General features: G+C 69.1%; 21 protein-coding genes and 1 riboswitch. Of the genes, 2 read left to right on the forward strand and 19 right to left on the reverse strand.

The window, feature by feature from the left end; genetic code table 11:
• Window position 1 precedes the first annotated feature (1 nt).
• The gene (locus tag BJ980_RS09325) at window positions 2-991 is read left to right on the forward strand and encodes an ABC transporter ATP-binding protein (protein WP_425490304.1); all 990 of its coding nucleotides are present in this window, start codon (window positions 2-4) and stop codon (window positions 989-991) included.
• A gap of 18 nt (window positions 992-1,009) precedes the next feature.
• Here BJ980_RS09325 and BJ980_RS09330 read toward each other — a convergent pair whose 3' ends face one another.
• The 12 genes from BJ980_RS09330 to dacB form a co-directional block, all read right to left on the reverse strand.
• The gene (locus BJ980_RS09330; protein WP_179502038.1) at window positions 1,010-1,600 is read right to left on the reverse strand and encodes a hypothetical protein; all 591 of its coding nucleotides are present in this window, start codon (window positions 1,598-1,600) and stop codon (window positions 1,010-1,012) included.
• A gap of 9 nt (window positions 1,601-1,609) precedes the next feature.
• The gene (locus BJ980_RS09335) at window positions 1,610-2,083 is read right to left on the reverse strand and encodes a DUF3180 family protein (RefSeq protein WP_179502039.1); all 474 of its coding nucleotides are present in this window, start codon (window positions 2,081-2,083) and stop codon (window positions 1,610-1,612) included.
• Complete coding sequence (folK, locus tag BJ980_RS09340) at window positions 2,080-2,649, reverse strand: 2-amino-4-hydroxy-6-hydroxymethyldihydropteridine diphosphokinase (RefSeq protein ID WP_179502040.1); 570 nt, start codon at window positions 2,647-2,649, stop codon at window positions 2,080-2,082. Before folK ends, BJ980_RS09335 begins: the two co-directional genes overlap by 4 nt.
• The gene (gene folB / locus BJ980_RS09345; protein ID WP_179502041.1) at window positions 2,646-3,029 is read right to left on the reverse strand and encodes a dihydroneopterin aldolase; all 384 of its coding nucleotides are present in this window, start codon (window positions 3,027-3,029) and stop codon (window positions 2,646-2,648) included. Before folB ends, folK begins: the two co-directional genes overlap by 4 nt.
• Window positions 3,026-3,472, reverse strand: a complete 447-nt coding sequence (locus BJ980_RS09350) for a nuclear transport factor 2 family protein (protein WP_246280218.1) — start codon at window positions 3,470-3,472, stop codon at window positions 3,026-3,028. Before BJ980_RS09350 ends, folB begins: the two co-directional genes overlap by 4 nt.
• Before the next feature lie 5 nt (window positions 3,473-3,477).
• Window positions 3,478-4,344, reverse strand: a complete 867-nt coding sequence (folP, locus tag BJ980_RS09355) for a dihydropteroate synthase (protein ID WP_246279948.1) — start codon at window positions 4,342-4,344, stop codon at window positions 3,478-3,480.
• A gap of 48 nt (window positions 4,345-4,392) precedes the next feature.
• The gene (gene folE / locus BJ980_RS09360; protein ID WP_179502043.1) at window positions 4,393-5,007 is read right to left on the reverse strand and encodes a GTP cyclohydrolase I FolE; all 615 of its coding nucleotides are present in this window, start codon (window positions 5,005-5,007) and stop codon (window positions 4,393-4,395) included.
• Window positions 5,004-7,064 (reverse strand): ATP-dependent zinc metalloprotease FtsH, encoded by a 2,061-nt coding sequence (gene ftsH / locus BJ980_RS09365; protein WP_179502044.1) that lies wholly within the window; start codon window positions 7,062-7,064, stop codon window positions 5,004-5,006. The genes folE and ftsH overlap by 4 nt, the downstream gene beginning before the upstream one ends.
• A 120-nt stretch (window positions 7,065-7,184) precedes the next feature.
• Complete coding sequence (hpt, locus tag BJ980_RS09370; RefSeq protein ID WP_179502045.1) at window positions 7,185-7,736, reverse strand: hypoxanthine phosphoribosyltransferase; 552 nt, start codon at window positions 7,734-7,736, stop codon at window positions 7,185-7,187.
• A gap of 120 nt (window positions 7,737-7,856) precedes the next feature.
• Window positions 7,857-8,822 carry a tRNA lysidine(34) synthetase TilS gene (gene tilS, locus BJ980_RS09375; RefSeq protein ID WP_179502046.1) on the reverse strand — a complete coding sequence of 322 codons (966 nt, stop codon included), beginning with the start codon at window positions 8,820-8,822 and terminating at the stop codon, window positions 7,857-7,859.
• A complete protein-coding gene (locus BJ980_RS09380) occupies window positions 8,819-9,853 on the reverse strand; it encodes a zinc-dependent metalloprotease (RefSeq protein ID WP_246279949.1) in 1,035 nt (344 codons plus the stop codon). The genes tilS and BJ980_RS09380 overlap by 4 nt, the downstream gene beginning before the upstream one ends.
• A gap of 97 nt (window positions 9,854-9,950) precedes the next feature.
• The gene (gene dacB, locus BJ980_RS09385) at window positions 9,951-11,450 is read right to left on the reverse strand and encodes a D-alanyl-D-alanine carboxypeptidase/D-alanyl-D-alanine endopeptidase (RefSeq protein WP_179502047.1); all 1,500 of its coding nucleotides are present in this window, start codon (window positions 11,448-11,450) and stop codon (window positions 9,951-9,953) included.
• A 116-nt stretch (window positions 11,451-11,566) separates the two neighbouring features.
• Between dacB and BJ980_RS09390 the strand changes: the two genes are divergently transcribed.
• Window positions 11,567-12,076: an inorganic diphosphatase gene (locus BJ980_RS09390; RefSeq protein WP_179502048.1), complete on the forward strand. Its 510-nt coding sequence runs from the start codon at window positions 11,567-11,569 to the stop codon at window positions 12,074-12,076.
• Between the two features lie 96 nt (window positions 12,077-12,172).
• Here BJ980_RS09390 and BJ980_RS09395 read toward each other — a convergent pair whose 3' ends face one another.
• The 7 genes from BJ980_RS09395 to BJ980_RS09425 all read right to left on the reverse strand — a co-directional run bounded on the left by BJ980_RS09395 (window position 12,173) and on the right by BJ980_RS09425 (window position 20,730).
• Window positions 12,173-14,185, reverse strand: coding sequence for an acyl-CoA dehydrogenase family protein (locus tag BJ980_RS09395; protein WP_179502049.1), 2,013 nt, complete (start codon window positions 14,183-14,185; stop codon window positions 12,173-12,175).
• Window positions 14,186-14,218: 33 nt separating this feature from the next.
• Complete coding sequence (locus BJ980_RS09400; protein WP_179502050.1) at window positions 14,219-15,586, reverse strand: NlpC/P60 family protein; 1,368 nt, start codon at window positions 15,584-15,586, stop codon at window positions 14,219-14,221.
• A 194-nt stretch (window positions 15,587-15,780) separates the two neighbouring features.
• Window positions 15,781-15,933, reverse strand: coding sequence for a hypothetical protein (locus tag BJ980_RS09405; protein ID WP_179502051.1), 153 nt, complete (start codon window positions 15,931-15,933; stop codon window positions 15,781-15,783).
• A gap of 40 nt (window positions 15,934-15,973) precedes the next feature.
• Window positions 15,974-17,014: a phosphatase PAP2 family protein gene (locus BJ980_RS09410; protein WP_343047759.1), complete on the reverse strand. Its 1,041-nt coding sequence runs from the start codon at window positions 17,012-17,014 to the stop codon at window positions 15,974-15,976.
• A 34-nt stretch (window positions 17,015-17,048) separates the two neighbouring features.
• Entirely contained in the window at window positions 17,049-18,041 is a 993-nt protein-coding gene (locus BJ980_RS09415; RefSeq protein WP_179502052.1) for an ABC transporter ATP-binding protein, read from the reverse strand.
• Window positions 18,042-18,043: 2 nt separating this feature from the next.
• Entirely contained in the window at window positions 18,044-19,693 is a 1,650-nt protein-coding gene (locus BJ980_RS19280; RefSeq protein WP_343047760.1) for an ABC transporter permease, read from the reverse strand.
• A complete protein-coding gene (locus tag BJ980_RS09425; protein WP_179502053.1) occupies window positions 19,669-20,730 on the reverse strand; it encodes a thiamine ABC transporter substrate-binding protein in 1,062 nt (353 codons plus the stop codon). Before BJ980_RS09425 ends, BJ980_RS19280 begins: the two co-directional genes overlap by 25 nt.
• Window positions 20,726-20,835: riboswitch (TPP riboswitch) on the reverse strand. Its footprint overlaps the gene before it by 5 nt.
• Between the last annotated feature and the right edge of the window lie 150 nt (window positions 20,836-20,985).

Here is a 20,985-nt window from a genome sequence, read left to right on the forward strand (position 1 = left end):
CATGGACGCTACCGAAGACCCGATGATCCGTCTCGAGGGCGTGGGCAAGACCTATCAGGACGGGACGGTGGCCGTCCACGAGCTCGACCTCGACGTCGGGCGCGGCGAGATGGTCACCCTGGTCGGCCCCTCAGGATGCGGGAAGTCCACCACGCTCAAGATGATCAACCGGCTGATCGAGCCGACGACGGGCACGATCAGCATCGACGGCAGCGACGTGACCGACGCCGACCCGGTGAAGCTGCGCCGCAACATCGGCTACGTGATCCAGCAGGTCGGCCTCTTCCCGCACCAGCGGATCGTGAACAACGTGATGACGGTCCCGCTGCTGCACGGCGAGAGCAAGGCGTTCGCGCGGGAACGGGCAATGGAGCTGCTCGAGCTGGTCGGTCTCGACCCCGCCCTGCACGCGGAGCGCTATCCGCACCAGCTCTCCGGCGGTCAGCGCCAACGCGTCGGCGTGGCTCGTGCACTCGCCGCCGATCCCCCGGTGCTGTTGATGGACGAGCCCTTCGGCGCAGTCGACCCCGTCGTGCGTGGTCGCCTGCAGGAGGAGTTCCGCAGGCTCCAGCGCGAGCTGGGCAAGACCGTCGTGATGGTCACCCACGACATCGACGAGGCAGTGCGGATGGGCGACCGGGTCGCGGTCTTCGCCGAGGGCGGACGCCTGGCGCAGTACGACGTACCCGCGGCGGTCCTGGGTTCCCCGGCCGACGACTTCGTGGCCGACTTCGTGGGCAGCTCGCGAGGAATCCGTCGTCTGGCGGTGACCCCGATCGACGAGGCGTTGCTCGAGCCCCTCGAGGGTGTCAGTGCCGGCGACCTGGCCGCGGCGATCGACATCGACGCCACGCTCGAGGAGGCACTCGCGGTGCTGATGCGCGAGGACAAGGCCGTGCTGGGTGTACGTCGCGGCCCGCGGTTCCTCGGGGTGCTGACGCCGAACGGCATCCACCGGGCGCTGCGGGAGTCGGTGCGCTCGGCGCGGTGACGCCGAGCCGTCAGTGGATCAGGCCCGCTTGCGGACCTGGACCTGCTCCCACGCGGCCAGCTCTGCCTTGAGGTCGACGACCTCCTGCTCGAGCTCGGCAACGGAGACGATCGCGTCCGCGGCACGGCTCTCGGCCTCTTCGAGGCGGGTGCTCTCCTCACCGAGACGACGCTCGGCCTGGTCGGCACGGCGCGACTCCGAGCCCAGCTTCAGCCTGGTCTCGGCCACCTGGCGCTGCGCGCCGGCCAGCTCGCCCTCCAGCTCGTGGATGAGCTTCTGGCGAGCCGCGATCCGCTCTGTCATCGTGCGGGCGAACTCGGCGTTCTCCTCGCTGCGGGTCTCGTCGAGCTTGCGGTAGGCCTGGGCCTGCTCGGCGCGGTCACGGGCTGCGTCACGGCGCGACTGGAGCAGTTCGGAGTGGGTGATCTTGGTGGCCACGGCACCGAGGATGACCGCGGTCACGGCAGAGACTGCGACCAGGACCGAGGATCCGCCGACCAGTGCGCCGAGGACGGCGAGGGTGGCGATCATGATGAGGACGACGGCAACCGTCACGCGAGTGGTGCGCTGGCGGCGGCGCATGACGGGTCGAGCATTCGGGGAAGCCATGAACTCACACTAGGCTTCCTCGCCGTCGTCCCGGACCCGACACGCGCGTTCCAGCAGAAGTGCTGCGACACACATCGCCAGGCCGGCCACTGCGGCCAGTCCCGAGCGGATCATCCGCTGCTCGGCCAGCTCGGCGGGTTCGCCGATCCAGGCGATCGCATATCCGGCATATCCGCCGGCCACCAGCGCGCCGACCAGCGCGCACGCCTTGGCCAGCACCAGCAGGTTGACCGCCTTGTGCGGGTCGATCCAGCTCCGCCTCGAGATCGTCCGGTGGGTCACCCACGCCGTACCGGCCAGGAACGCGGCCACGAAGACCAGTGCGGCGACCTGGAGCCAGGTGACCACCGGGGACGAGTCGGCATAGTTCTGGGTGAGCGGACGCAGTGCCCAGCCGCCGACAAGTCCTACGACGCCCCACGCTGCCAGTGCCGCGAACGGCGTCGGGGTGACGTGTGGTTCGGGCGACTGGTCCCGGGTCACTGCACGTTGAGGGTGAGGTCCTCGCGGAGCTTGATCCCGCTCTCGTCGAGGCCCTCGAGGAGCTCGACGATCGGGCCGCTGTCGAGCAGGACCGCGTCGGACTCGAGCTCGGCCCACGGGCGCAGCACGAAGGCGCGCTCCTTGGCCCGCGGGTGCGGCAGGGTCAGGAAGTCGTCGTCGGCACGGCGGTCGCCGACCACGATCAGGTCGACGTCGAGGGTCCGCGGCGCATTGCGCTCGACCGGGCGGACCCGGTGGAAGGCGTCCTCGATGGCCAGGGCACGGTCCAGGAGCGTCGGCGCGGAGAGGGTGGTGTCGATCAGCACGACGGCGTTGAGGAACTTCTCCGAATCGGCCGGGCTGGCGACCGGCTCGGTCTCGTAGACGCTGGAAACACCGGTGACCCAGACCTCCGGGGTGTCGGCAAGGGAGTCGACGGCCCCCTGGAGGGCGGTCAGACGTTCGCCGAGGTTGGAGCCCAACGCCAGGACCGCACGGCGGATGGGGTGCATCTCGCCGGTGAGGGTGTCGGCGTCGATGATGTTCGGGTTGGGGGTTTCAGTCACGGCTGCAACGTCCTCTTCCGGGTGATCGTCAGCGCGACATCCGAGAAAGTCGCGTCAATGGGGGCGTCCGGCTTGTGCACCGTCACCCGGCACCATTCAACACGATGCTCCAAGAGGCAGACATCCGCCACCCGTTGCGCAAGTGTTTCGATGAGGTCCACCGGATCACGCTCCACGGCGGCCTTCACCGCCTCCACGAGGGTCCCGTAGTGAGCCGTGTCACGCAAGTCGTCGGAGGCCGCTGCGGGACGGGTGTCGATGCCGAGGACGAGGTCGATCACGAAGACCTGGCCGTCTCGTCGCTCGAAGTCGAAGACCCCGTGATGGCCGAAGCACTCGACCCCGGTGATGGCGAGTTCGTCGATGTTCTGGTCGTTCATTCACGCTCCACGTCGGTCAGGATCGGTCCGGACATGTGACTCCACAGGCGCCAGCCGACCTCGGTGCGGACCAGCGTGCTGCTGACCGCCAGCCGCGACAGCGGCGCCTCGGCGACCTCCTCGAAGGACCGGTCGCCGGGCATCAGGACGTGTTCGATGCAGGTCAGCCGGGCCACGTCGCCCTGGACGGCGAAACGCAGGTCCTCGAAGAGGAACTGGATGCCACGGGTGAAGTCCATCGCTTCGGCGAGCTGCTCGAGCACGGCCTCGCGGCCCCACGTCGGCGACCCACCGGGGAAGGCGATCGAGATGTCCTCGGAGTCGAGCCACAGCTGTGCGGCGGCGGCGATGTCGGCGGCCTCCCAGGCGGCATAGAAAGCCCGGTGGGTGGTCTCCACGTCCCGGATGGGCTCGCGATCCTGCGGAGCGTCGTCCTCGACCATCCGGGTCACTGCGCGCCTCCGGGGTCCGCACTACCCCCGGGGTTCGACCGGAGCTGGGCCACCACGCGCAAGGCGTCCGATGCTGCGCCCACGTCGTGCACCCGCACGCCCCAGACGCCGTGCAGGGCGACGAGGGTGGTGAGGGCCGTGTTGGCGGCCTCTCGTCCGTCGACTGGCCGGGAGGATCCCTGGTCGTCGGCCAGGAGTGCGCCCAGGAAGGACTTGCGGCTGGCGCCGATGAGGACCGGCAGGCCGAGCTCGTCGAGGGCGGGCAGGGCTCGGAGCAGGTCCCAGTTGTGGGTGCCTCGCTTGGCGAAGCCCAGGCCGGGGTCGACGATGACCCGGTCGCGTCGGACACCGGCGGCCTCGGCGTCGGCGATCCGTGCGGCGAGCTCCTCGCACACCGCCGCGACCACGCCGCCGGGTCCGTCGTACACGGCAAGGTCCTGCATGTGCGTGCTGTGTGCGCGCCAGTGCATGGCGATGTAGTCCACGTCGTGCGCGGCCACCACCCGCAGGATCTCGGGATCGGCGAGCCCACCGGAGACGTCGTTGATGATCGCGGCGCCGGCGCGGACCGAGGCCTCGGCCACCTCGGAGCGCATGGTGTCGACCGAGAGGACCGCACCCTCGGCGCTGAGCGCCTCGATCACCGGGATCACCCGGTCCAGCTCCTCGCTGACCAACGGGCGCGTGGCACCCGGGCGGGTGGACTCCCCGCCGATGTCGAGGATGTCGGCACCCTGGGCGAGCAGGTGCCGGCCGTGCGCGATCGCCGCCTCGGTGGTGGCCCAGCGGCCACCGTCGGAGAACGAGTCGGGGGTGACGTTGACGATCCCCATGATCCGGGGCAGGTCCGCTGCCGTCACCATGTCATCACCGGATCATCACTGGGTCGTCACCGAGTCATCACCGCGTCGTCACCGGGCGCTGTGGATGAGCGCCATCGCCTCGGAACGGGTGGCGGCGTTGTGCATCATGCCGCGCACCGCGGACGTGATCGTGCGGGCGCCGGCCTTGCGGACACCTCGCATGGTCATGCACAGGTGCTCGGCCTCGATCACCACGATCACGCCGCGGGCCTCGAGGATCTCGACCAGCGCATCGGCGACCTGGGTGGTCAGTCGTTCCTGGACCTGGGGCCGCTTGGCATAGACGTCGACCAGCCGGGCCAGCTTGGACAGGCCGGTGATCTTGCCGCTCTCTGCCGGGATGTAGCCGACGTGGGCGACACCGGTGAACGGGACCAGGTGGTGCTCGCACATCGACCAGAGCTCGATGTCACGGACCAGGACCATCTCGTCGTGGCCGATGTCGAAGGTCGTGGTCAGGACGTCCTCGGGAGCCTGGCGCAGGCCCGCGGTCACCTCGGCATACGCACGCGCGACCCGGGCCGGGGTCTCGCGCAGGCCCTCACGCTCGGGGTCCTCGCCCATTGCGTGGAGGAGCTCACGGACCGCGGCCTCGGCGCGGGCGTGGTCGAAGTCCGGGATGCTGGCAGGGTCCCGGTCGGCGGCACCGATCGGCGAGATCATGCCTGCGGCCCGGGAGTCGTGCCCGGAGCTCCGGGGGTGTCGGGGTGACCGGGGTCGGCCAGGCCGCCCGCGGGTGGCCCGGCGTGGTGCGGTGTGGCCAGGTCGGGGTCGCCCATCGGCTCCTCGACCTCACCCTCGACGACGTCCTTCTTGGGCACCGCCACCGGGGGCAGGCTCGAGGGTTGACGGTTCGGCGAACCGGTCCAGGCCGGACGGGCGGGACGACGGTTGAGCGTCTCGAAGACCTCGGCGACCTCCGCCTTGTCGAGGGTCTCGCGGTCGAGCAGCGCGAGGACCAGGGCATCGAGGGTCTCGCGGTTCTCGTCGAGGATCTCGAAGGCCTCCTGGTGGGCGGTGGCCAGCAACTTCTTGACCTCCTCGTCGACCGCTGCTGCGGTCTGCTCGGAGTAGTCGCGGGTGTGGCCCATGTCGCGGCCCAGGAACGGCTCGGAGTTGCTCTCCCCCAACTTGACCGCCCCGAGGCGCTCGGTCATCCCGTACTGGGTGACCATCGCGCGGGCCAGACCGGTCGCCTTCTCGATGTCGTTGCCGGCACCCGAGGTGACGTCGTGGAAGATCAGCGCCTCGGCAGCCATCCCGCCGAGCATGTAGGCCAGCTTGTCCAGCATCTCGCTGCGGGTCTGCGAATACTTGTCCGTGTCGGGCAGGACCATCGTGTAGCCCAGGGCCCGACCGCGAGGCAGGATCGTCACCTTGTGCACGGGGTCGGTGCCCGGCAGCGCAGCGGCGACCAGGGCGTGGCCGCCCTCGTGGTAGGCGGTGATCAGCTTCTCGTTCTCGCTCATCAGACGGGTGCGGCGCTGCGGACCCGCGATCACGCGGTCGATCGCCTCGTCCAGCGAGGAGTCGGTGATCGTCTTCTGGTTGAGCCGTGCGGTGAGCAGGGCCGCCTCGTTGAGGACGTTGGCCAGGTCAGCACCGGTGAACCCGGGGGTACGCCGTGCCACGCTGAGCAGGTCGACCTCGGGGGCCATCGGCTTGCCGCGGGAGTGGACCTTGAGGATCTGGTGTCGGCCCGAGAGGTCGGGGGCGTCCACGCCGATCTGCCGGTCGAAACGACCGGGACGCAGCAAGGCGGGGTCGAGGACGTCGGGTCGGTTCGTGGCCGCGATCAGGATGACCCCGCCGCGGACGTCGAAGCCGTCCATCTCGACCAGGAGCTGGTTGAGGGTCTGCTCGCGCTCGTCGTGCCCGCCGCCCATGCCGGCTCCACGGTGACGCCCGACGGCGTCGATCTCGTCGATGAAGACGATCGCGGGAGCGTTCTCCTTGGCCTGCTCGAACAGGTCGCGCACACGGGAGGCACCAACACCGACGAACATCTCGACGAAGTCGGATCCGGAGATCGAGTAGAAGGCCACGCCGGCCTCGCCGGCGACGGCGCGCGCGAGGAGGGTCTTGCCCGTTCCGGGCGGGCCGTAGAGCAGGACGCCCTTGGGGATCTTGGCGCCGACGGCCTGGAACTTGGCCGGCTCCTTGAGGAACTCCTTGATCTCGCCGAGTTCCTCGATCGCCTCTTCACAGCCGGCGACGTCGGAGAAGGTGGTCTTGGGCATGTCCTTGGTGATCAGCTTCGCCTTGGACTTGCCGAACTGCATGACCCGGCCGCCGCCACCCTGGACGCTGTTCATCAAGAAGATGAACAGCAGGATGATCAGCGCGAACGGGAGCAGCGTGGCCAGGAGCTGGCCGAAGAAGCTGGGCTGCGGGTTCTCGGAGTTCGACTTCTCGATCGTGCCCTTCTCGACCTGGGTGCGAGCGAGCTTGATGAGGTCGTTCTGCTGTCCGGTGACCCAGTGCGTGGTGACCTTCTTGCCACCCTTGCGACTCACGTCGTCGTCCAGGGTCGCGCGGATCTCCTGGTCGTTGTCGAGGAAGGTGATCTCCTTGACCTGACCGGTCGAGATGTACTTCTCCATCTCGGAGGTCTGGACCTCGTCATACCCCCCGTCGGGCGCGAGGAATTGCAGGCCGAGCAGCACCGCGGCGACGGCCAGGACGATCCAGAGCCAGGGACCCTTGAATATACGCTTCACAGACTTCTCTCGGGACAGCTCAACACGTCGTGCGAGCGGTGACCATGTGAGGTTTGACGGTACATGGTCCCAGAAACCCTCCGGGTGTCAGGAGTCCAGGCCCTGAGTCCATGGGGCCGGTCAGGAGTAGACGTGCGGAGCGAGCGTCCCGATGTCGCGCAGGTTGCGGTAGCGCTCCTTGAAGTCGAGCCCGTAGCCGACCACGAACTCGTTCGGGATGTCCCAGCCGACGTACTTCGGCTCGACGGGCATTGCCAGCGCCTCCGGCTTGCGCAGCAGGGTGGCAATCTCGACGCTGGCCGGGTTGCGGCTGCTCAGGTTGGAGATCAGCCAGCTCAGGGTCAGCCCGGTGTCGATGATCTCGTCGACCACGAGGACGTGGCGCCCGGAGATGTCGGTGTCGAGGTCCTTGAGAATCCGCACCACACCGCTGGACTTGGTGCCCGAGCCGTAGGAGCTCACCGCCATCCAGTCCATCTCGACGTGACCGTGCAGCGAGCGGGCCAGATCGGCCATCACCATCACCGCACCGCGCAGGACTCCCACCATCAGGAGCTCCTTGCCGGCGTAGTCGGCCTCGATCTGGGTGGCCATTTCCTTCAGCTTTGCCTGGATCTGCTCCTCGGTGAAGAGGATGTTGACCAGATCGCTCTCGACGTCGGAGGCATCCATGGGCGCCAGCCTGCCACACCGGCTCGGACGGAGTCACCGGGTACCCGGTGACTCTGGTGCTTCCCGGGCAAGATCTTGCCCGGGAAGTGGTGGAGTCACCCGGTACCCGGTGACTTCTGACTACTCCTGGGACGAGCGGAACTCGATCACGCCGCCGGTGCGGAAGGCCCGCAGGTGGCCCGGGAGGTCGATCCACTTCTGGCCGTGCCAGTCGGTGACGAGGCGGTCGACGGCGATCACGTGCTCGTGGAAGAGCTCGGCGCCGGGAGCGCCCGCGGCCAGGGCGGCAAGGCGCAGGACGCGGGTACGGATCGGGGCCGGCAGAGCTGCCAGCGAGTCGACGGTGAGGGCGTCGGCAGCGGCGTACGCCGTGTGGGTGAGGTCGTCGAGCAGCTCCATGTCGGGGCGGAGCAGGTCGGCGGTGCGGGCGAGCGCGACGGCCACGCCCGGGCCGAGCTCGGTCTCGAGCACCGGCAGCACCTTGTGCCGCACCCGGACCCTGGTGAACTTCGGGTCCTCGTTGTGCGGGTCCGCCCACACGCTCAGCCCTTCGGCCTCGCAGGACTCCTTCGTGTCTGCGCGCGAGACGTCGAGCAGCGGTCGACGGAAGCGATCGAACTCGCGGCGCATCCCGGCCACGGCCCGGCCGCCGGATCCGCGCGCCAGACCGAGCAGCACGGTCTCGGCCTGGTCGTCACGGGTGTGGCCCAGGAGCACGAGCGCGGCACCGAAGTGATCGGCCATCTGCTCCAGCACCGCATAGCGGGCCTCGCGTGCCGCTGCCTCGGGTCCGCCGGCACCGTCCACGGACACCCGCGCGGAGACGGTCTCGTCGCAGCCCATCGCCGCCATCTGCGTGACAAGTGATGAGGCGCGCGTGTCCGATCCGTCCTGGAGCCCGTGGTCCACGGTCGCGCCGATCACCCGCAGGGCCATCCGCCGTCCCTCGAAGATCGTCGCGGCGAGCAACGCCAACGAGTCGGCTCCGCCTGAGCAGGCCACCACGACCGCCTCGCCGGGCGCGAGGGGGGCGAGCACTCGGCGTACCCCGATCCGCACCGCGGCCGTGGCCGGGTGGAGGGTCATGCGTGGACCCGGGCCACCCAGGCCTCGTGGTCGCCGATCTCGGCCTTCGAGGGAAGGTTCTCCGGCGACTCCCAGACCGCGTTGAAGCCGTCCATGCCGACCTTGGCGATCACACCGCGCACGAAGATCGCGCCGTCTCGATATTGCGCCATCTTGGCCTCGAGGCCGAGCACCCGGCGAAGCACCCGGTCCAGGGGCCCGATGCCCTTGCGCCGGACGTTGAACTTGCGACGAATCGCGTTCACCGACGGAATCACTTCCGGGCCGACCCCGTCCATCACCACGTCGGCGTGCCCTTCGAGCAGCGACATCACGCCGGTCACGCCGTCGATCAGCTCGCGCTGCTCGGGGGTGGACATCAGGTCCACCAGGCTGCCGCTTCCGCCACGCAGTGACTCACCGATCCGCTTGATGCCGTTCTCGAGCGACTCGCCGACCTCGACGGAGTCGGCGAGGGCGTTCATCTGGGCGTGGAGGTGGTCGCGCATCCACGGCACGGCTGTGAACTGCACCCGGTGGGTCTCCTCGTGCAGGGTGACCCAGAGCCGGAAGTCGGTCGGGTCCACCTCGAGCTCACGCTCGATGTGCACGACGTTGGGCGCGACGAGCAGGAGGCGTCCGTGCGGGTCGTGGAACGGGTCGAACTGGCCCAGCACCTTGGACCCCATGAAGCCGAGCACGACGCCGACCTCGGCGCCGGTGATCCGGGACCCGATCGCCGCGCTGATCCCGCTCGGCGTCCCCTTCTTGGCCGTGAGGCGGCCCACGATCGGGGTGAGGATCTTCTCGAACGTCTCGGCATTGGCCTTGATCCAGCCCGCGCGATCCACCACCAGGACCGGGGCGGTGTGCTCGGCGGCGCTCAGTGAGGTGAACTCACGGACCAGGCCGGTGGAGCGCTCGGCGCCGGCGCGCAGCTCACGCACGGCCTCGTCGGCCGCGGCGGCACTGACGTCCGGACCCTCCCCTGCAAATCGGGAGCCCAGGCGGACCGCGAGGTCCCAGTCGATCATCGACGGCGCATCAGTCATGGGTCGAACCCTACGTCGCTGCCCTATCCGTCGACCCGTCGCTTGTTGACGTTCCACCCGCCGGCCGAGCGTCAACAACTGCCGGGTCGGCGAGGGGTCACGACGAGCAGTGGCAGGAGGCCAGCGCCGCGGTCAGGTCCACCAGCGCCGCCCGCGCGTCCAGGGTCTTCTCCACCTTCACCCGGTCGGCGACGAAGACGAACGTGAACACGTTGCCGTCCAGGTCGGTGGTGACGCCGGCCAGGCCGTGCACGCCGGTCAGCGTCCCGGTCTTGGCGCGGACCCGGCCGGCACCGGCCTGGGGCGCCTCGGCATACCGGTTGGCCAACGACCCGGTGAACCCGGCGACCGGCAGCCCGGTGATCACCGGGCGCAGCTCGGGGTGCTCGGGCGAGGCAGCCACGGAGAGTACGTCGAGCAGCGTCGAGGCGGTCAGCACGTTGCCGCGCGAGAGCCCGCTGGCGTCGAGGATCGTGTCGCCGGTGATGTCGACGCCAAGTTGTTGCAGGGTCGTCTCGACGGCGATCGCGCCGCCTTCGAAGCTCGGCTCGGCGCCGAGCTCGATCGCCACGTGGTGTGCGAGCAGCTCCGCGCCCTCGTTGTCGCTGATCGCGAGCACCCGCTCCACGATCTGCCAGACCGGTGCGCTGTGCACGACGGCGAGCTCGCTGCCCGGGGTGAGGGCCTGGGTCGAGTCGACGTCCTCGTCGGCCGGCGCCACCTCGGTCGAGGATGGTGCCACGGTCCGACGCGCTCCGCCGGTGACGGTGATCCCGCGCTTGCCCAGCTCCTGCTTGAACGCGTCGGCGGCAGCCTTGGCCGGGTCGGTCTCGAACCCCCAGCCCCCTTCCTTGGCTCCCTGGTCGATGAAGAGCGCAGAGATCGGGGAGACCACGGCGTCGGTGACGTAGTCGGCCGGCCAGTCCTCGCTGACGCGTGGACCGGAGAAGAGCGAGTCGTCGAAGCCGAGCTTGACCGTCGTGGTGCCTGCCTCCTTCAGCGAGGCAGCGGTCCGGGCCGCGAGCGTGACCAGGTCTGCCTGGGCGGGATAGGCATCCTTCTCGGCCTTGCGCATCAGGTAGGGGTCTCCGCCGCCGACCAGGACGATCTCGTCCGCGCTCGCTCCCACCCGCACCGTGGTGTCGAACGTCCGCGCGGAGCCGAGTGCCTCCAGGGCGGCCGCACCGGTGAGGATCTTCATCGTGGAGGCCGGGATGGTCTCGGCGTGCCTGCTCTCGTAGTGGACCGTGCCGTCCACCCCGCCGATGGCCAGCGTGCGGCGGGGGCCGAACGCCGACGCGGTGGTGTACTTCGAGATGGCGCTGCGCACCTTCGCTGCGCTCACCGTGCCGCTCGCACCGGCCGGGGCAGCGACCGCGTCCGGGTCCGAGAGCTCCGGGAGGTCCAGTCCCTCGGGCGGTTCGATGGAGGCGGGGCTGGCCGTTCCCGGCTCGGCCCAACCGAGCTCGACGGCCAGGTCATATTCGAACGAGGCGAACGCGGCGGCGAGCACGACGAGGACGACGCCCACCGGCAGCCATGCTGCGGAGCGGCTCGGAGGCGGGCGTTTGCGACCGTCCCTGCGTGATCCAGCCACCGAGAATTCCTTCCCCACTTCCACGTTTGCGACCATTGTGCGCGAAGATGTCGCCAGCCCGAACTTCGGGCCTTGATCTTTCGCGGCCCGAAGCCGGGCCCGCGAGTGTGCCGATGATGCGGAGGAATGAAGTGCTCGAGTTCGATGTCCTGGTGGAGATTCCCAAGGGTGAGCGCAACAAGTACGAGGTCGACCACGAGTCGGGGCGCCTGCGCCTGGACCGTCTGCTGTTCACCTCGACGCAGTATCCCGCCGACTACGGCTACATCGAGAACACCCTGGGCCAGGACGGCGACCCGCTCGACGCTCTCGTCCTGCTCCAGGCGCCGACGTTCCCGGGCTGCCTGATCAAGTGCCGCGCGATCGGCATGTTCCGGATGACCGACGAGGCCGGCGGCGACGACAAGGTCCTCTGCGTCCCCTCGGGTGACCCGCGCCAGGAGCACCTGCGCGACATCAACCACGTCTCGAAGTTCGACCGCCTCGAGATCCAGCACTTCTTCGAGGTCTACAAGGACCTCGAGCCCGGCAAGTCCGTCGAAGGCGCTGACTGGGTGGGCCGCGCCGAGGCCGAGGCCGAGGTGCACGCCTCCTTCGCCCGCTTCAAGGACAACGGCGGCCACTGAGCCACCTCGCTCCGCAACAAGAGCGGCCGTACGACGAAAGTCGTGCGGCCGCTCCTGCATTTCGGCCGGGCCCCGGAGCGGGGCCCAGCACTCAGCTCAGGCGTCGCCCCAGGTGAGCAGCTCCTCGGCGCGGATGACCTCCGGCGGGATGCCGAAGGCGTCGACCAGATCGCCGGCGAGCGGGCGCAGCTTGCGGCACAGCGAGTTGATCTCGCGCGAGATCGCCTTGGAGCGCGGGCTGGTCAGCCGGCCGTGCTCCATGAACCAGGCGCGGTTCTCCTCGATGGTGGTCAACGCGAAGAGGTCGAGGAGGAGGCCCAGCGCGACCTTGTTGTCCGAGTCGGGCAGTGACTGGACCTTGTCGACGAAGGCGTCCAGGACGAGCCGCTCGACGTGCGCGTGACCGATCGCGATGACGTGGTCCTGCACCCGGGAGAAGACCTCCGCGGGCTCCATGCCCTGGTCCACGCCGCGCTTGAGACGACGAGCCGCCCCGCTGACCAGGTGCTCCTCGCGGAAGCGGAACATCGCCTCGTGGAAGTTCGGGTCGAGCAGGCCTGCCTCCTGGTCCCACTCGTCGTCGCCGGGCAGCAGGTCGCGGACCCGCTCCAGCAGCTTGTGGACGTTGGTGCGCTCGACGACCGTCTCGACGGCCATCCCTGCCACGAACCGCACCATGCCCAGCTGGTCCATGTCGGAGAAGTCCGAGGCATAGCCTGTCAACAGGCCCTTGGCCACCAGCTGCATCAGGACGGTGTTGTCGCCCTCGAAGGTGGTGAACACGTCCGTGTCGGCCTTGAGCGCGGCGAACCTGTTGCGCGACATGTAGCCGGCACCACCGCAGGCCTCACGGCTCTCCTGGATCGTGCGCGTGCTGTGCCAGGTCGCCAGCGCCTTGGTGCCGGCAGCGCGGGACTCGAGGGCGCGACGGTAGTCCTCGTCGTCGTTCTCGCCGGAGAACGCCTTGTGGGTCTGGTCGGTCAGCACCTCTTGGGCGAAGTGCAGGGCATAGGTCTTCGCGAGCAGCGGGAGGAGTCGGCGCTGGTGCTGACCGTAGTCGAGCAGCAGTTGCTCGGGCTCGCCGTCTGCTGACTCGAACTGGCGGCGGCGGTCGGCGTACTTGATGGCGATGGTGAGGGCCATCTTGGCTGCGCTGTTGCCCGCTGCGCCGATGCAGACCCGGCCCAGGACCAGGGTGCCGAGCATCGTGAAGAACCGTCGGCCCGGGCTCTCGATCGGCGACTCGTAGACGCCTTCGGGCGTGACGTCGGCGAACCTGTTGAGCAACGCGGTGCGCGGGATCCGGACTCCGTCGAACCACAGGCGGCCGTTGTCGACGCCGTTGAGGCCCATCTTGAGCCCGGAGTCCTCGATGCGTACGCCGGGGGCGGGCTTGTTGTCGATGCGGATCGGGACCACGAAGGCGTGCACGCCCTCGGACTTGCCGTCGATCTCAAGCTGGGCGAAGACCACGGCCATCTCGCCGTGCCGGGCGGCGTTGCCGATGTAGTCCTTGTAGGCGGACTCGGTCGGCGTATTGATCACGAACTCCTGCGAGTCGGCGTCGTAGGTCGCCACCGTCTCGAGGGCCTGCACGTTGGAGCCGTGACCGCCCTCGGTCATCGCGAAGCAGCCGAGAAGCTTGCCGGAGATGACGTCGGGGAGATATTTCGCGTGGTGCTCCTCGTTGCCGAGGTTCTGGATCGCGCCACCGAAGAGGCCGAACTGGACCCCCATCTTGACCAGCACCGAGAGGTCTCCGAAGCCCATGGTCTCGAAGGCGGCGATGGCTCCACCGGTGCTGTTGGAGCCGCCCTGGGCCTTCGGGAAGCCGAGCGCGGTCTGGCCGGTCCCTGCCACGCTGACCACGACGTCGCGGACGCGGTCGCGGAACTCGTCGTGACCGAGGGTCTCGGCCTCCTCCAGCACGTCGGCGTTCTCGACGAGGTTCTTGCGGACCAGCTCGCGCACCTCGGCATAGTCGCCGTCGAGGAGGGAGCGCAGCGCTGCAAGGTCGATCTCGGGTTGCAGGTAGCCGGTTTCGTGGTCGTCGGGAGTGGTGGCTGGGTCCTTGCCGGACTCGGTCGTCGCGGGCGTCTCAGTGGCCATGCCCACACGCTACCGGCCGGGGTGTGCCGTGGGTCAGGGTCGACCGTAGAAGTTCGGCGGGATCCAGTAGTACAGCGACTCCTCGGTCACCGGGCGGCCGGTGCGCGGGGCGTGGATGATCCGCCCGTTCCCGGCATAGAGCGCCACGTGATAGATCGACGAGGGATCGCTGGAGGATCCCCAGAAGACGAGGTCGCCGGCCTTCAGCGAGCCCGCCGAGATCGGCGTGGTGGCGGAGTACTGGCCGACCGAGTAGTGCGGCAACGACTTGCCGCCCTGTCGCCAGGCCATCATCGTCAGGCCCGAGCAGTCCCAGGAGCTGGGTCCGGCGGCCGCCCACACGTAGGGCTCGCCGATCTGAGCGCGGGCGAAGCTGATCGCGGCCGACGCGCCGCCGCTCGACGGCGGGGGTGTCGGGTCCGGTCGCGGCTTGGGCTTGGGCGTCGGGGCCGGCGCGGGCTCGGGCTCGGGAGCCGGTGCCGACGGGGTGTTGTCGCCGCCGTTGTCCGAGGAGCTGTCCCCCCCGGTCGACCCGCCGGTCGACCCACCGGTCGATCCACCGGCGCCGGAGCTGGAGTTGCTGGCAGGGCGCGTGGGCTGCGTCTGCTCGCTCTCACGCTCCTGCTCGGCCGCTGCGGCGGCGGCACGACGACGCTGTACTGCCTCCTCGAGCGAGGCCTGACGACGCGTGGCCAGGTCGACCGAGATGCCCTGCAGCTCGGCGAGCTCGGCGAGGAGCTCGTCCTTCTGCTTCGCCACGGAGGTGGACGCAGCCATTGCTGCCTGGGCCTCGCCCTCGGCGGTGAGTCGGGCCTGTGCGGCGCCCTTCTCGAGGCGGGCTGCGGCATCACGGGCGTCCTGGGCCTGGCCGGTGGCCAGGTCGGCAACCGTGCGCGCGGCCTCATAGGCGGAAGTGATGTCGCCCATCGAGGAGTTCACGTTGTAGACGGTGTTGGAGTTCTCCAGGACACCTTCGATGCCCTGCTCGCTCGCGATCGCGTTGAGGCTGGTCAGGCCCGGGGACATCTCATAGGTGCTGGCGAGGAGCGCGAAGTAGGACTCCTCCTGCTCTGCCAGCTTCTTGCCTGCCGTGGCGGACCTGCGGTCGGCCGCCCGGACCCGTCCCGCGGCCTGGTCGAGCTCCCACTTGGCGGCGCTGTAGGCCTCACCGGCCTGGGCCGCCTTGATGCTCGCGGCCTCCAGTCGCTGGTTGGCCAGGACCAGGTCGGTCTGGACCTCGGCGACGGTGCGCTCGGCGGCCTGCGCGTCCTGCTTGGCCCGGTCGACCTCCTCCTGGGAGGGCGTCTGAGGGTCAGCGATGGCGGCCGGCACGGTCAGTGACAAGGCAAGCACGCCGGCCAGCGCAGCCAGCAGCGGGCGTCCGGAGGTTGTCCGTCGCACGAGAGTCCCCTTTGCGTTTGAAGACCTCAGGCGGCTTCCCCACCGCCCGAGGCACTCTGAGCACGCTAGTACTCAGGAGTCACAAAGGAAACACTTTTCACAGGTTTTCTTGCACTTGTCGGCGTGTCGGCTTGCTAATTACATCAATGTAGTTCTCACATTTCGGCCGAAAGGCGCATTTCAGCGCCGAGGAATCACCCCGCGTGGGGTCGTCGGAAGGCACGTTCGGCGCTGGCGCGCACCACCCGCAGGGGTACGCCGACCCCGCGGCGTACGACGTACCGCCTCAGCAGGGCAGCACCCAGCCACCCCGCGGGCGTACGACGAACCGCCTGAGCAGGCAGCACCCAGCGACCCGACGCCGAGGCGTCGGCAGAGCCCGCAGGCTCAGTCCCGCTCGACCGGGACCTTGGAGGTGGTGGTCGTCGGGTGCGACGACAGCCCATGTCTGTCGAACTTCTGCCCTGAGGCCAGACCGCCCAGGTAGAAGGCGAGCACGGCGATGACGATGCCGGCGATGTCGTCGGCGACGTAGTGCCAACCGAAGTAGAGGGTCGCGATCACGGTGAGCCCGAAGTTGACCCAGAGCACCCAGTGCACCCATCGGACGCGGATCGTGTACTGCGCCATCAGCGCCACGAGCAGCGTGATTGCCGTGTGCAGGCTGGCGAAGGCAGCCACCGACTGCACGCCGTCGACACCGCCCCACATCACCGCGACGCGGCCATACGAGAGGCTCTCCATCAGGTCGGTGGTCGGGGTGTGCGCGAGCTCGGTGTAGCGCCATGGATAGGCGAAGCCCGGCCCGGTGGCGGGAAGTGCGTAGTAGGACGCCGTGCCCAGGCTCCAGGCGATCGCCTGCGAGGTGGCGAACCAGTAGCCGTAGGAGATGTTCTTCGACCAGATCAGCCAGCCGGTCAGCAGCAGCGGCACCATCGGCAGGAACCACAGATAGATCAGCGAGAGCGCGAAGGCCATCACGCTGGTGCCGAAGACCGTGTGCAGGACGACCGCCGGCTCGTTGCCGAAGAAGATCGCCTGGTCGAGCAGGTCCAGCGGCCGGTCGAACTTGGCGTCATAGACCTGCGGCAGGAACGACTTCAGGTTTCGGTAGCACACGTAGGTGATGTAGAAGCAGACGATTCCCATCACCACGAGGGTGATCCGCTCCCGGTTCCAGTGCGACTTCCAGCGGTCGATGACCACCTGCTTCATCATCGGGAACTTGCCCTTGCCCTGCCACAGGGCGCGGGGCAGCATGTCGAGCAGGAGGGCGCCGAAGACCAGCATCGGCAGCCGCACCCAGGCCGGGCCGAGGAAGCCCTCGGGGTCCCGCAGGCCTTCTCCCACGCTGATTGCCGTGCCGATCGCGAGCACACCCATGACGGTGGCGACTCCGACGAGGAGCACGTAGGCGCGGCGATACACGCAGGGCAGTCTAGGGGAGACCAGGTGACCTTGATCAGTCGGTGATCACGGCGATTCGGTCCGGGGCCACCATCAGGTGCACCTTTTGTCCGGGACCGGGCGGTTGTACGCCGTCCCGGGTCACCGCAGCCACCGCTCCGACGCCTGTGACATCCACCTCGACCCGCACCGCTTCTGGTGTCAGCCGCGAGGAGAGCACGACCCCCTCGAGCGGTCCCTGCTCGACGATCTGCAGTGCCGAGCGACGCAACGCCACCCGATGGCCGGTCTCACTGCCTGCCGCGGCGAGCACCACATCGGCAGCAGCTCCCTCCAGCACGGTCGAGTAGCCCAGGAACGAGGCCGCCTCCGGATCGGCCGGGTGCTCCCAGACCTCGGAGAGGGTCCCCTCCTGGACCAGCCGGCCACCACGCATCAGCGCCATCCGGTCGGCGACTGCGAACGCCTCCTCGTGGTCATGGGTGACCAGCAACGCGGTGGTGCTGGCGGCCACCAGGATCTCGCGCAGGTCTGACGCGAGCCGTTCGCGCAATGACTTGTCCAGGGCACTCAGCGGCTCGTCGAGCAGCAGCAGCTTGGGTTCGACGGCCAGCGCGCGGGCCAGCGCGACCCGCTGCCGCTCCCCTCCCGAGAGGGTGGCCGGGGCGCGATCCCCATGTCCGCCGAGCCCGACGAGCTCCAACAGCTCGGCGACCCGGGCTGCCACCTCGCGGCGCGGGCGGTGTCGCAGCCGCAGCGGATAGCCCACGTTTGCGGCAACGCTCTGGTGGGCGAAGAGCTGGCCGTCCTGGAACATCAGCGCGAATCCCCGTTTGTGGGTCGGGATCTGGTCCTGGTCGCGGCCGTCGTACGAGATCGTCCCGGAGCGCACCGGCTCGAGGCCGGCGACCGCGCGCAGCAGTGTGGACTTCCCGCAACCCGAGGGGCCGAGCACGGCGAGCACCTGGCCGGTCGGCAGGTCGAGGGTGACGTCCTGCACTGCCGGGACACCCGCATAGGAGACGCTCAGTCCCCGGATCGACAACATGTTCAGAACCCTCCCACTCCGGGCACCCGGAGTCGTTCGACGACCAGCATCACCAGTGCCGTGGTGAGGGCGAGGATCACCGAGGCGGCCAGCGCCATCCCGTAGTTGTCGGCACCCTGCTCACCGAGCAACCGGAAGATGATCACCGGGAGCGTCGGGTGGTCCACCCGGGAGAGGAAGGAGGTCGCACCGAACTCGCCCAGCGAGATCGCGAAGGCGAAGCCGCCGGCGGCCAGCAGTGGCTTCCAGACCACGGCCAGGTCGATGGTGAGCAGCGCGCGCAACGGCGAGGCACCCAGCGAGTTCGCGGCCTGTCGTTGCCGGTCGTCGATGCCGGCCAGCACCGGCACCAGGGTCCGGACCACCAGTGGCAGCGCCACCAGTGCCTGCGCGATCGGCACCAGCAGGGCCGAGTCGCGGAAGTTCACCGGTGGCTCGTCGAGGGTGATCAGGAAGCCGAAGCCCAGGGTCACCGCGGACACACCCAGCGGCAGCATGAAGAAACCGTCGAGCACACCGCGCATTCGGCGCTCGGCCGTCGAGTGCGAGCGACGGGTGACGATCACCGAGACCAGCAGGCCCAGCAGCAACGCCATCCAGGTCGCGTCGACCGCGGTGCGCAGCGAGTTGAGCAGCGCGTCGAGGACAGATGCTTCGACCAGGCTGCCCTCCCCCACCGTGCCCAGCGAGCGATAGTTCCCCAGTCCCCATCCCCCCTGCACCCGGAACGAGCCGGCCACCAGGTCGAGGACCGGTGCGGTCACCAGGAGCATTCCCAGCCCCATGATCCCCAGCGCCGGGAGGTCGCGACGACGGATCGCCACGGGTGCGACCGCTCGACGCTCCACCGACGTGCCACTGCCCGAACGCGCGCGGTGTGCGGCGTACAACAGGAGGGTGACGACCACGAGCTGAAGCAGGCACAGCGCCGCGGCCGCCGGCAGGTCGAAGAGGGTCGTGGTGAGCAGGTAGACCTCGGTCTCGATCGTCGCGTAGCGCAACCCGCCGAGGATCAGCACGACGCCGAACGCCGTCGCGCAGAAGAGGAAGACCACGCTGGCCGCCGAGATGATCGAGCCGCGCAGTGCGGGCAGGGTCGCGGTCCGGAAGACCTGCCACGGCGTCGCGCCGAGGGCGGCGGCCGCCTCACCGGATCGCGGGTCGAGTCCCTCCCAGGCGGTACCGACGGTGCGCACCACCACGGCCAGGTTGAAGAAGACCATCGCGGCGATGATCGCTACCGGGGTGCCCTCCAGGTCGAGGGCCGCGAGCGGGCCACCCAGCAGGTGCTTGAAGGCGATGCCGACCACGACGGTGGGCAGCACGAACGGCACCAGGAAGAGCGCACGCAACACGGTGCGACCCGGGAAGCGGAGCCGGTGCAGGACGTATGCCGTGGGGATGCCGAGGGCGAGCGTGGCCAGGGTGGCGACGCTCGCCGACCAGACGGTGAACCACAGGACGCGTCCGACCCGGGGCCGGCCCAGCACCTCGAGCACCGCAAAGGGCGAGAAGTCGCCGTCGGGCCACAGGCCCAGGGCGAGCATCCCGCTGACGGGGAGCACGAAGAAGACGCCCATCACCAGGACCGGCACGAGTGCCAGCCCGGCAAGGGCGCTCAGTCTTCTCAACGGCTGGTGATGTCCGTCCACTCGGAGAGCCAGGCGGACCTGTTCTCGGCGATCTCTGCGGGCGGCACCGTGTAGGGATCGCTCGGCTGCTCGGCGAACTTCTCCCACGCCTCGGGCAGGGCGACGCTGTCGTCGACCGGGAAGACGTACATGCTGTCCGGCAGGGCCTTCTGCACGTCCTCGCTGAGCAGGAAGTCGATCAACGCGCGCGCACCCTCGGGGTTGTCCGCGTTGGCCAGGACGCCGGCATATTCGACCTGCTCGAAGCAGGTGTCGAGCAGGGCTGCGGTCGTCGTCGTGCCGTCATCGGTGACGGTGAAGGCCGGCGAGGTGTCGTAGGAGACCACGATCGGGCGCTTGCCCTTGTCGCTGGCTCCGGTGAAGTCACCCTCGTAGGCGTCGCTCCAGCCCTGGGTCAGCTTGGCCCCGTTGGCCATCAGCTTCTTCCAGTACGCCGGCCACTGGTCGCCGTACTCCGCGATCGTGGCGAGCAGGAACGCCATCCCCGGTGTGCTGGTCGACGCGCCGGGGATGACGAAGAGGTCCTTGTACGCCGGCTCGGTGAGGTCGGCGAGCCGCTTGGGCGCCTTCAGGTCCTTCTCGGCGAACCAGTCGAGGTCGACGTTCACGCAGACCGATCCGTGGTCGACCGGGACCATCATCTCGGCGCCCTCGCCCTGGATCCGCAGGCTCTCCGCGCCAGCCGGCAGCTCGGGCTCGTAGGCCTCGAAGACCTTCTCCTCGATCGCCCGGGAGGCGAAGGTGTTGTCCACACCGAAGGCGACGTCGCCGGTGGGGTTGTTCCGGTTCAGCGCGAGCTCGTTGGTGAGCGTCCCGCCGTCGCCGGCCGCCTTCACCTTGAGCTGGTGGCCGGAGTCCTCCTCGAACTGCTCGATGAGCTCCTTGGGCAGGTTGAAGGACGAGTGGGTGACCAGGGTGACGGTGCTGCCGCCCTCGTCGTCGTCTCCGCCCCCGACGAGCGAACAGGACGACAGCGTCGCAGTCGCCAGGAGGGTGGCTGTGGCCGTGGACAGTGCAGTGCGCAGCGCGCGGTTCATCGTTTCTCCGACTCCCTTCGCCGGTGCTAACCGGATCAGGTCCTGAGGGTCTGCGGCGGTTCCGCACTCTCAGCCCTCCGTCGGAGGGCTCCCCTGTCTGTGCTTGGCAATCTACCCGGTCGGCGACTCCGCGTTTGCGACACCCCGCGACGTGGGGCAGTGTGTGATGAACCGGCACCGCGGCCGGGCCACCTGGGGAGGGGCCAGACAGATGAACAGAAAAATGAACGGTCAGCTGAACGGGTACTGCGCACA

This window comes from Nocardioides daedukensis (assembly GCF_013408415.1).
Classification (GTDB): domain Bacteria; phylum Actinomycetota; class Actinomycetes; order Propionibacteriales; family Nocardioidaceae; genus Nocardioides; species Nocardioides daedukensis.

Coding starts and splice junctions, on each gene's coding strand:
- BJ980_RS09325 (WP_425490304.1), top strand. CDS start 2: ATGGACGCTACCGAAGACCCGATGATCCGTCTCGAGGGCGTGGGCAAG.
- BJ980_RS09330 (WP_179502038.1), bottom strand. CDS start 1,600: ATGGCTTCCCCGAATGCTCGACCCGTCATGCGCCGCCGCCAGCGCACC.
- folB (WP_179502041.1), bottom strand. CDS start 3,029: ATGAACGACCAGAACATCGACGAACTCGCCATCACCGGGGTCGAGTGC.
- BJ980_RS09350 (WP_246280218.1), bottom strand. CDS start 3,472: ATGGTCGAGGACGACGCTCCGCAGGATCGCGAGCCCATCCGGGACGTG.
- folP (WP_246279948.1), bottom strand. CDS start 4,344: ATGGTGACGGCAGCGGACCTGCCCCGGATCATGGGGATCGTCAACGTC.
- folE (WP_179502043.1), bottom strand. CDS start 5,007: ATGATCTCGCCGATCGGTGCCGCCGACCGGGACCCTGCCAGCATCCCG.
- hpt (WP_179502045.1), bottom strand. CDS start 7,736: ATGGATGCCTCCGACGTCGAGAGCGATCTGGTCAACATCCTCTTCACC.
- tilS (WP_179502046.1), bottom strand. CDS start 8,822: ATGACCCTCCACCCGGCCACGGCCGCGGTGCGGATCGGGGTACGCCGA.
- BJ980_RS09380 (WP_246279949.1), bottom strand. CDS start 9,853: ATGACTGATGCGCCGTCGATGATCGACTGGGACCTCGCGGTCCGCCTG.
- BJ980_RS09390 (WP_179502048.1), top strand. CDS start 11,567: ATGCGGAGGAATGAAGTGCTCGAGTTCGATGTCCTGGTGGAGATTCCC.
- BJ980_RS09395 (WP_179502049.1), bottom strand. CDS start 14,185: ATGGCCACTGAGACGCCCGCGACGACCGAGTCCGGCAAGGACCCAGCC.
- BJ980_RS09415 (WP_179502052.1), bottom strand. CDS start 18,041: ATGTTGTCGATCCGGGGACTGAGCGTCTCCTATGCGGGTGTCCCGGCA.
- BJ980_RS09425 (WP_179502053.1), bottom strand. CDS start 20,730: ATGAACCGCGCGCTGCGCACTGCACTGTCCACGGCCACAGCCACCCTC.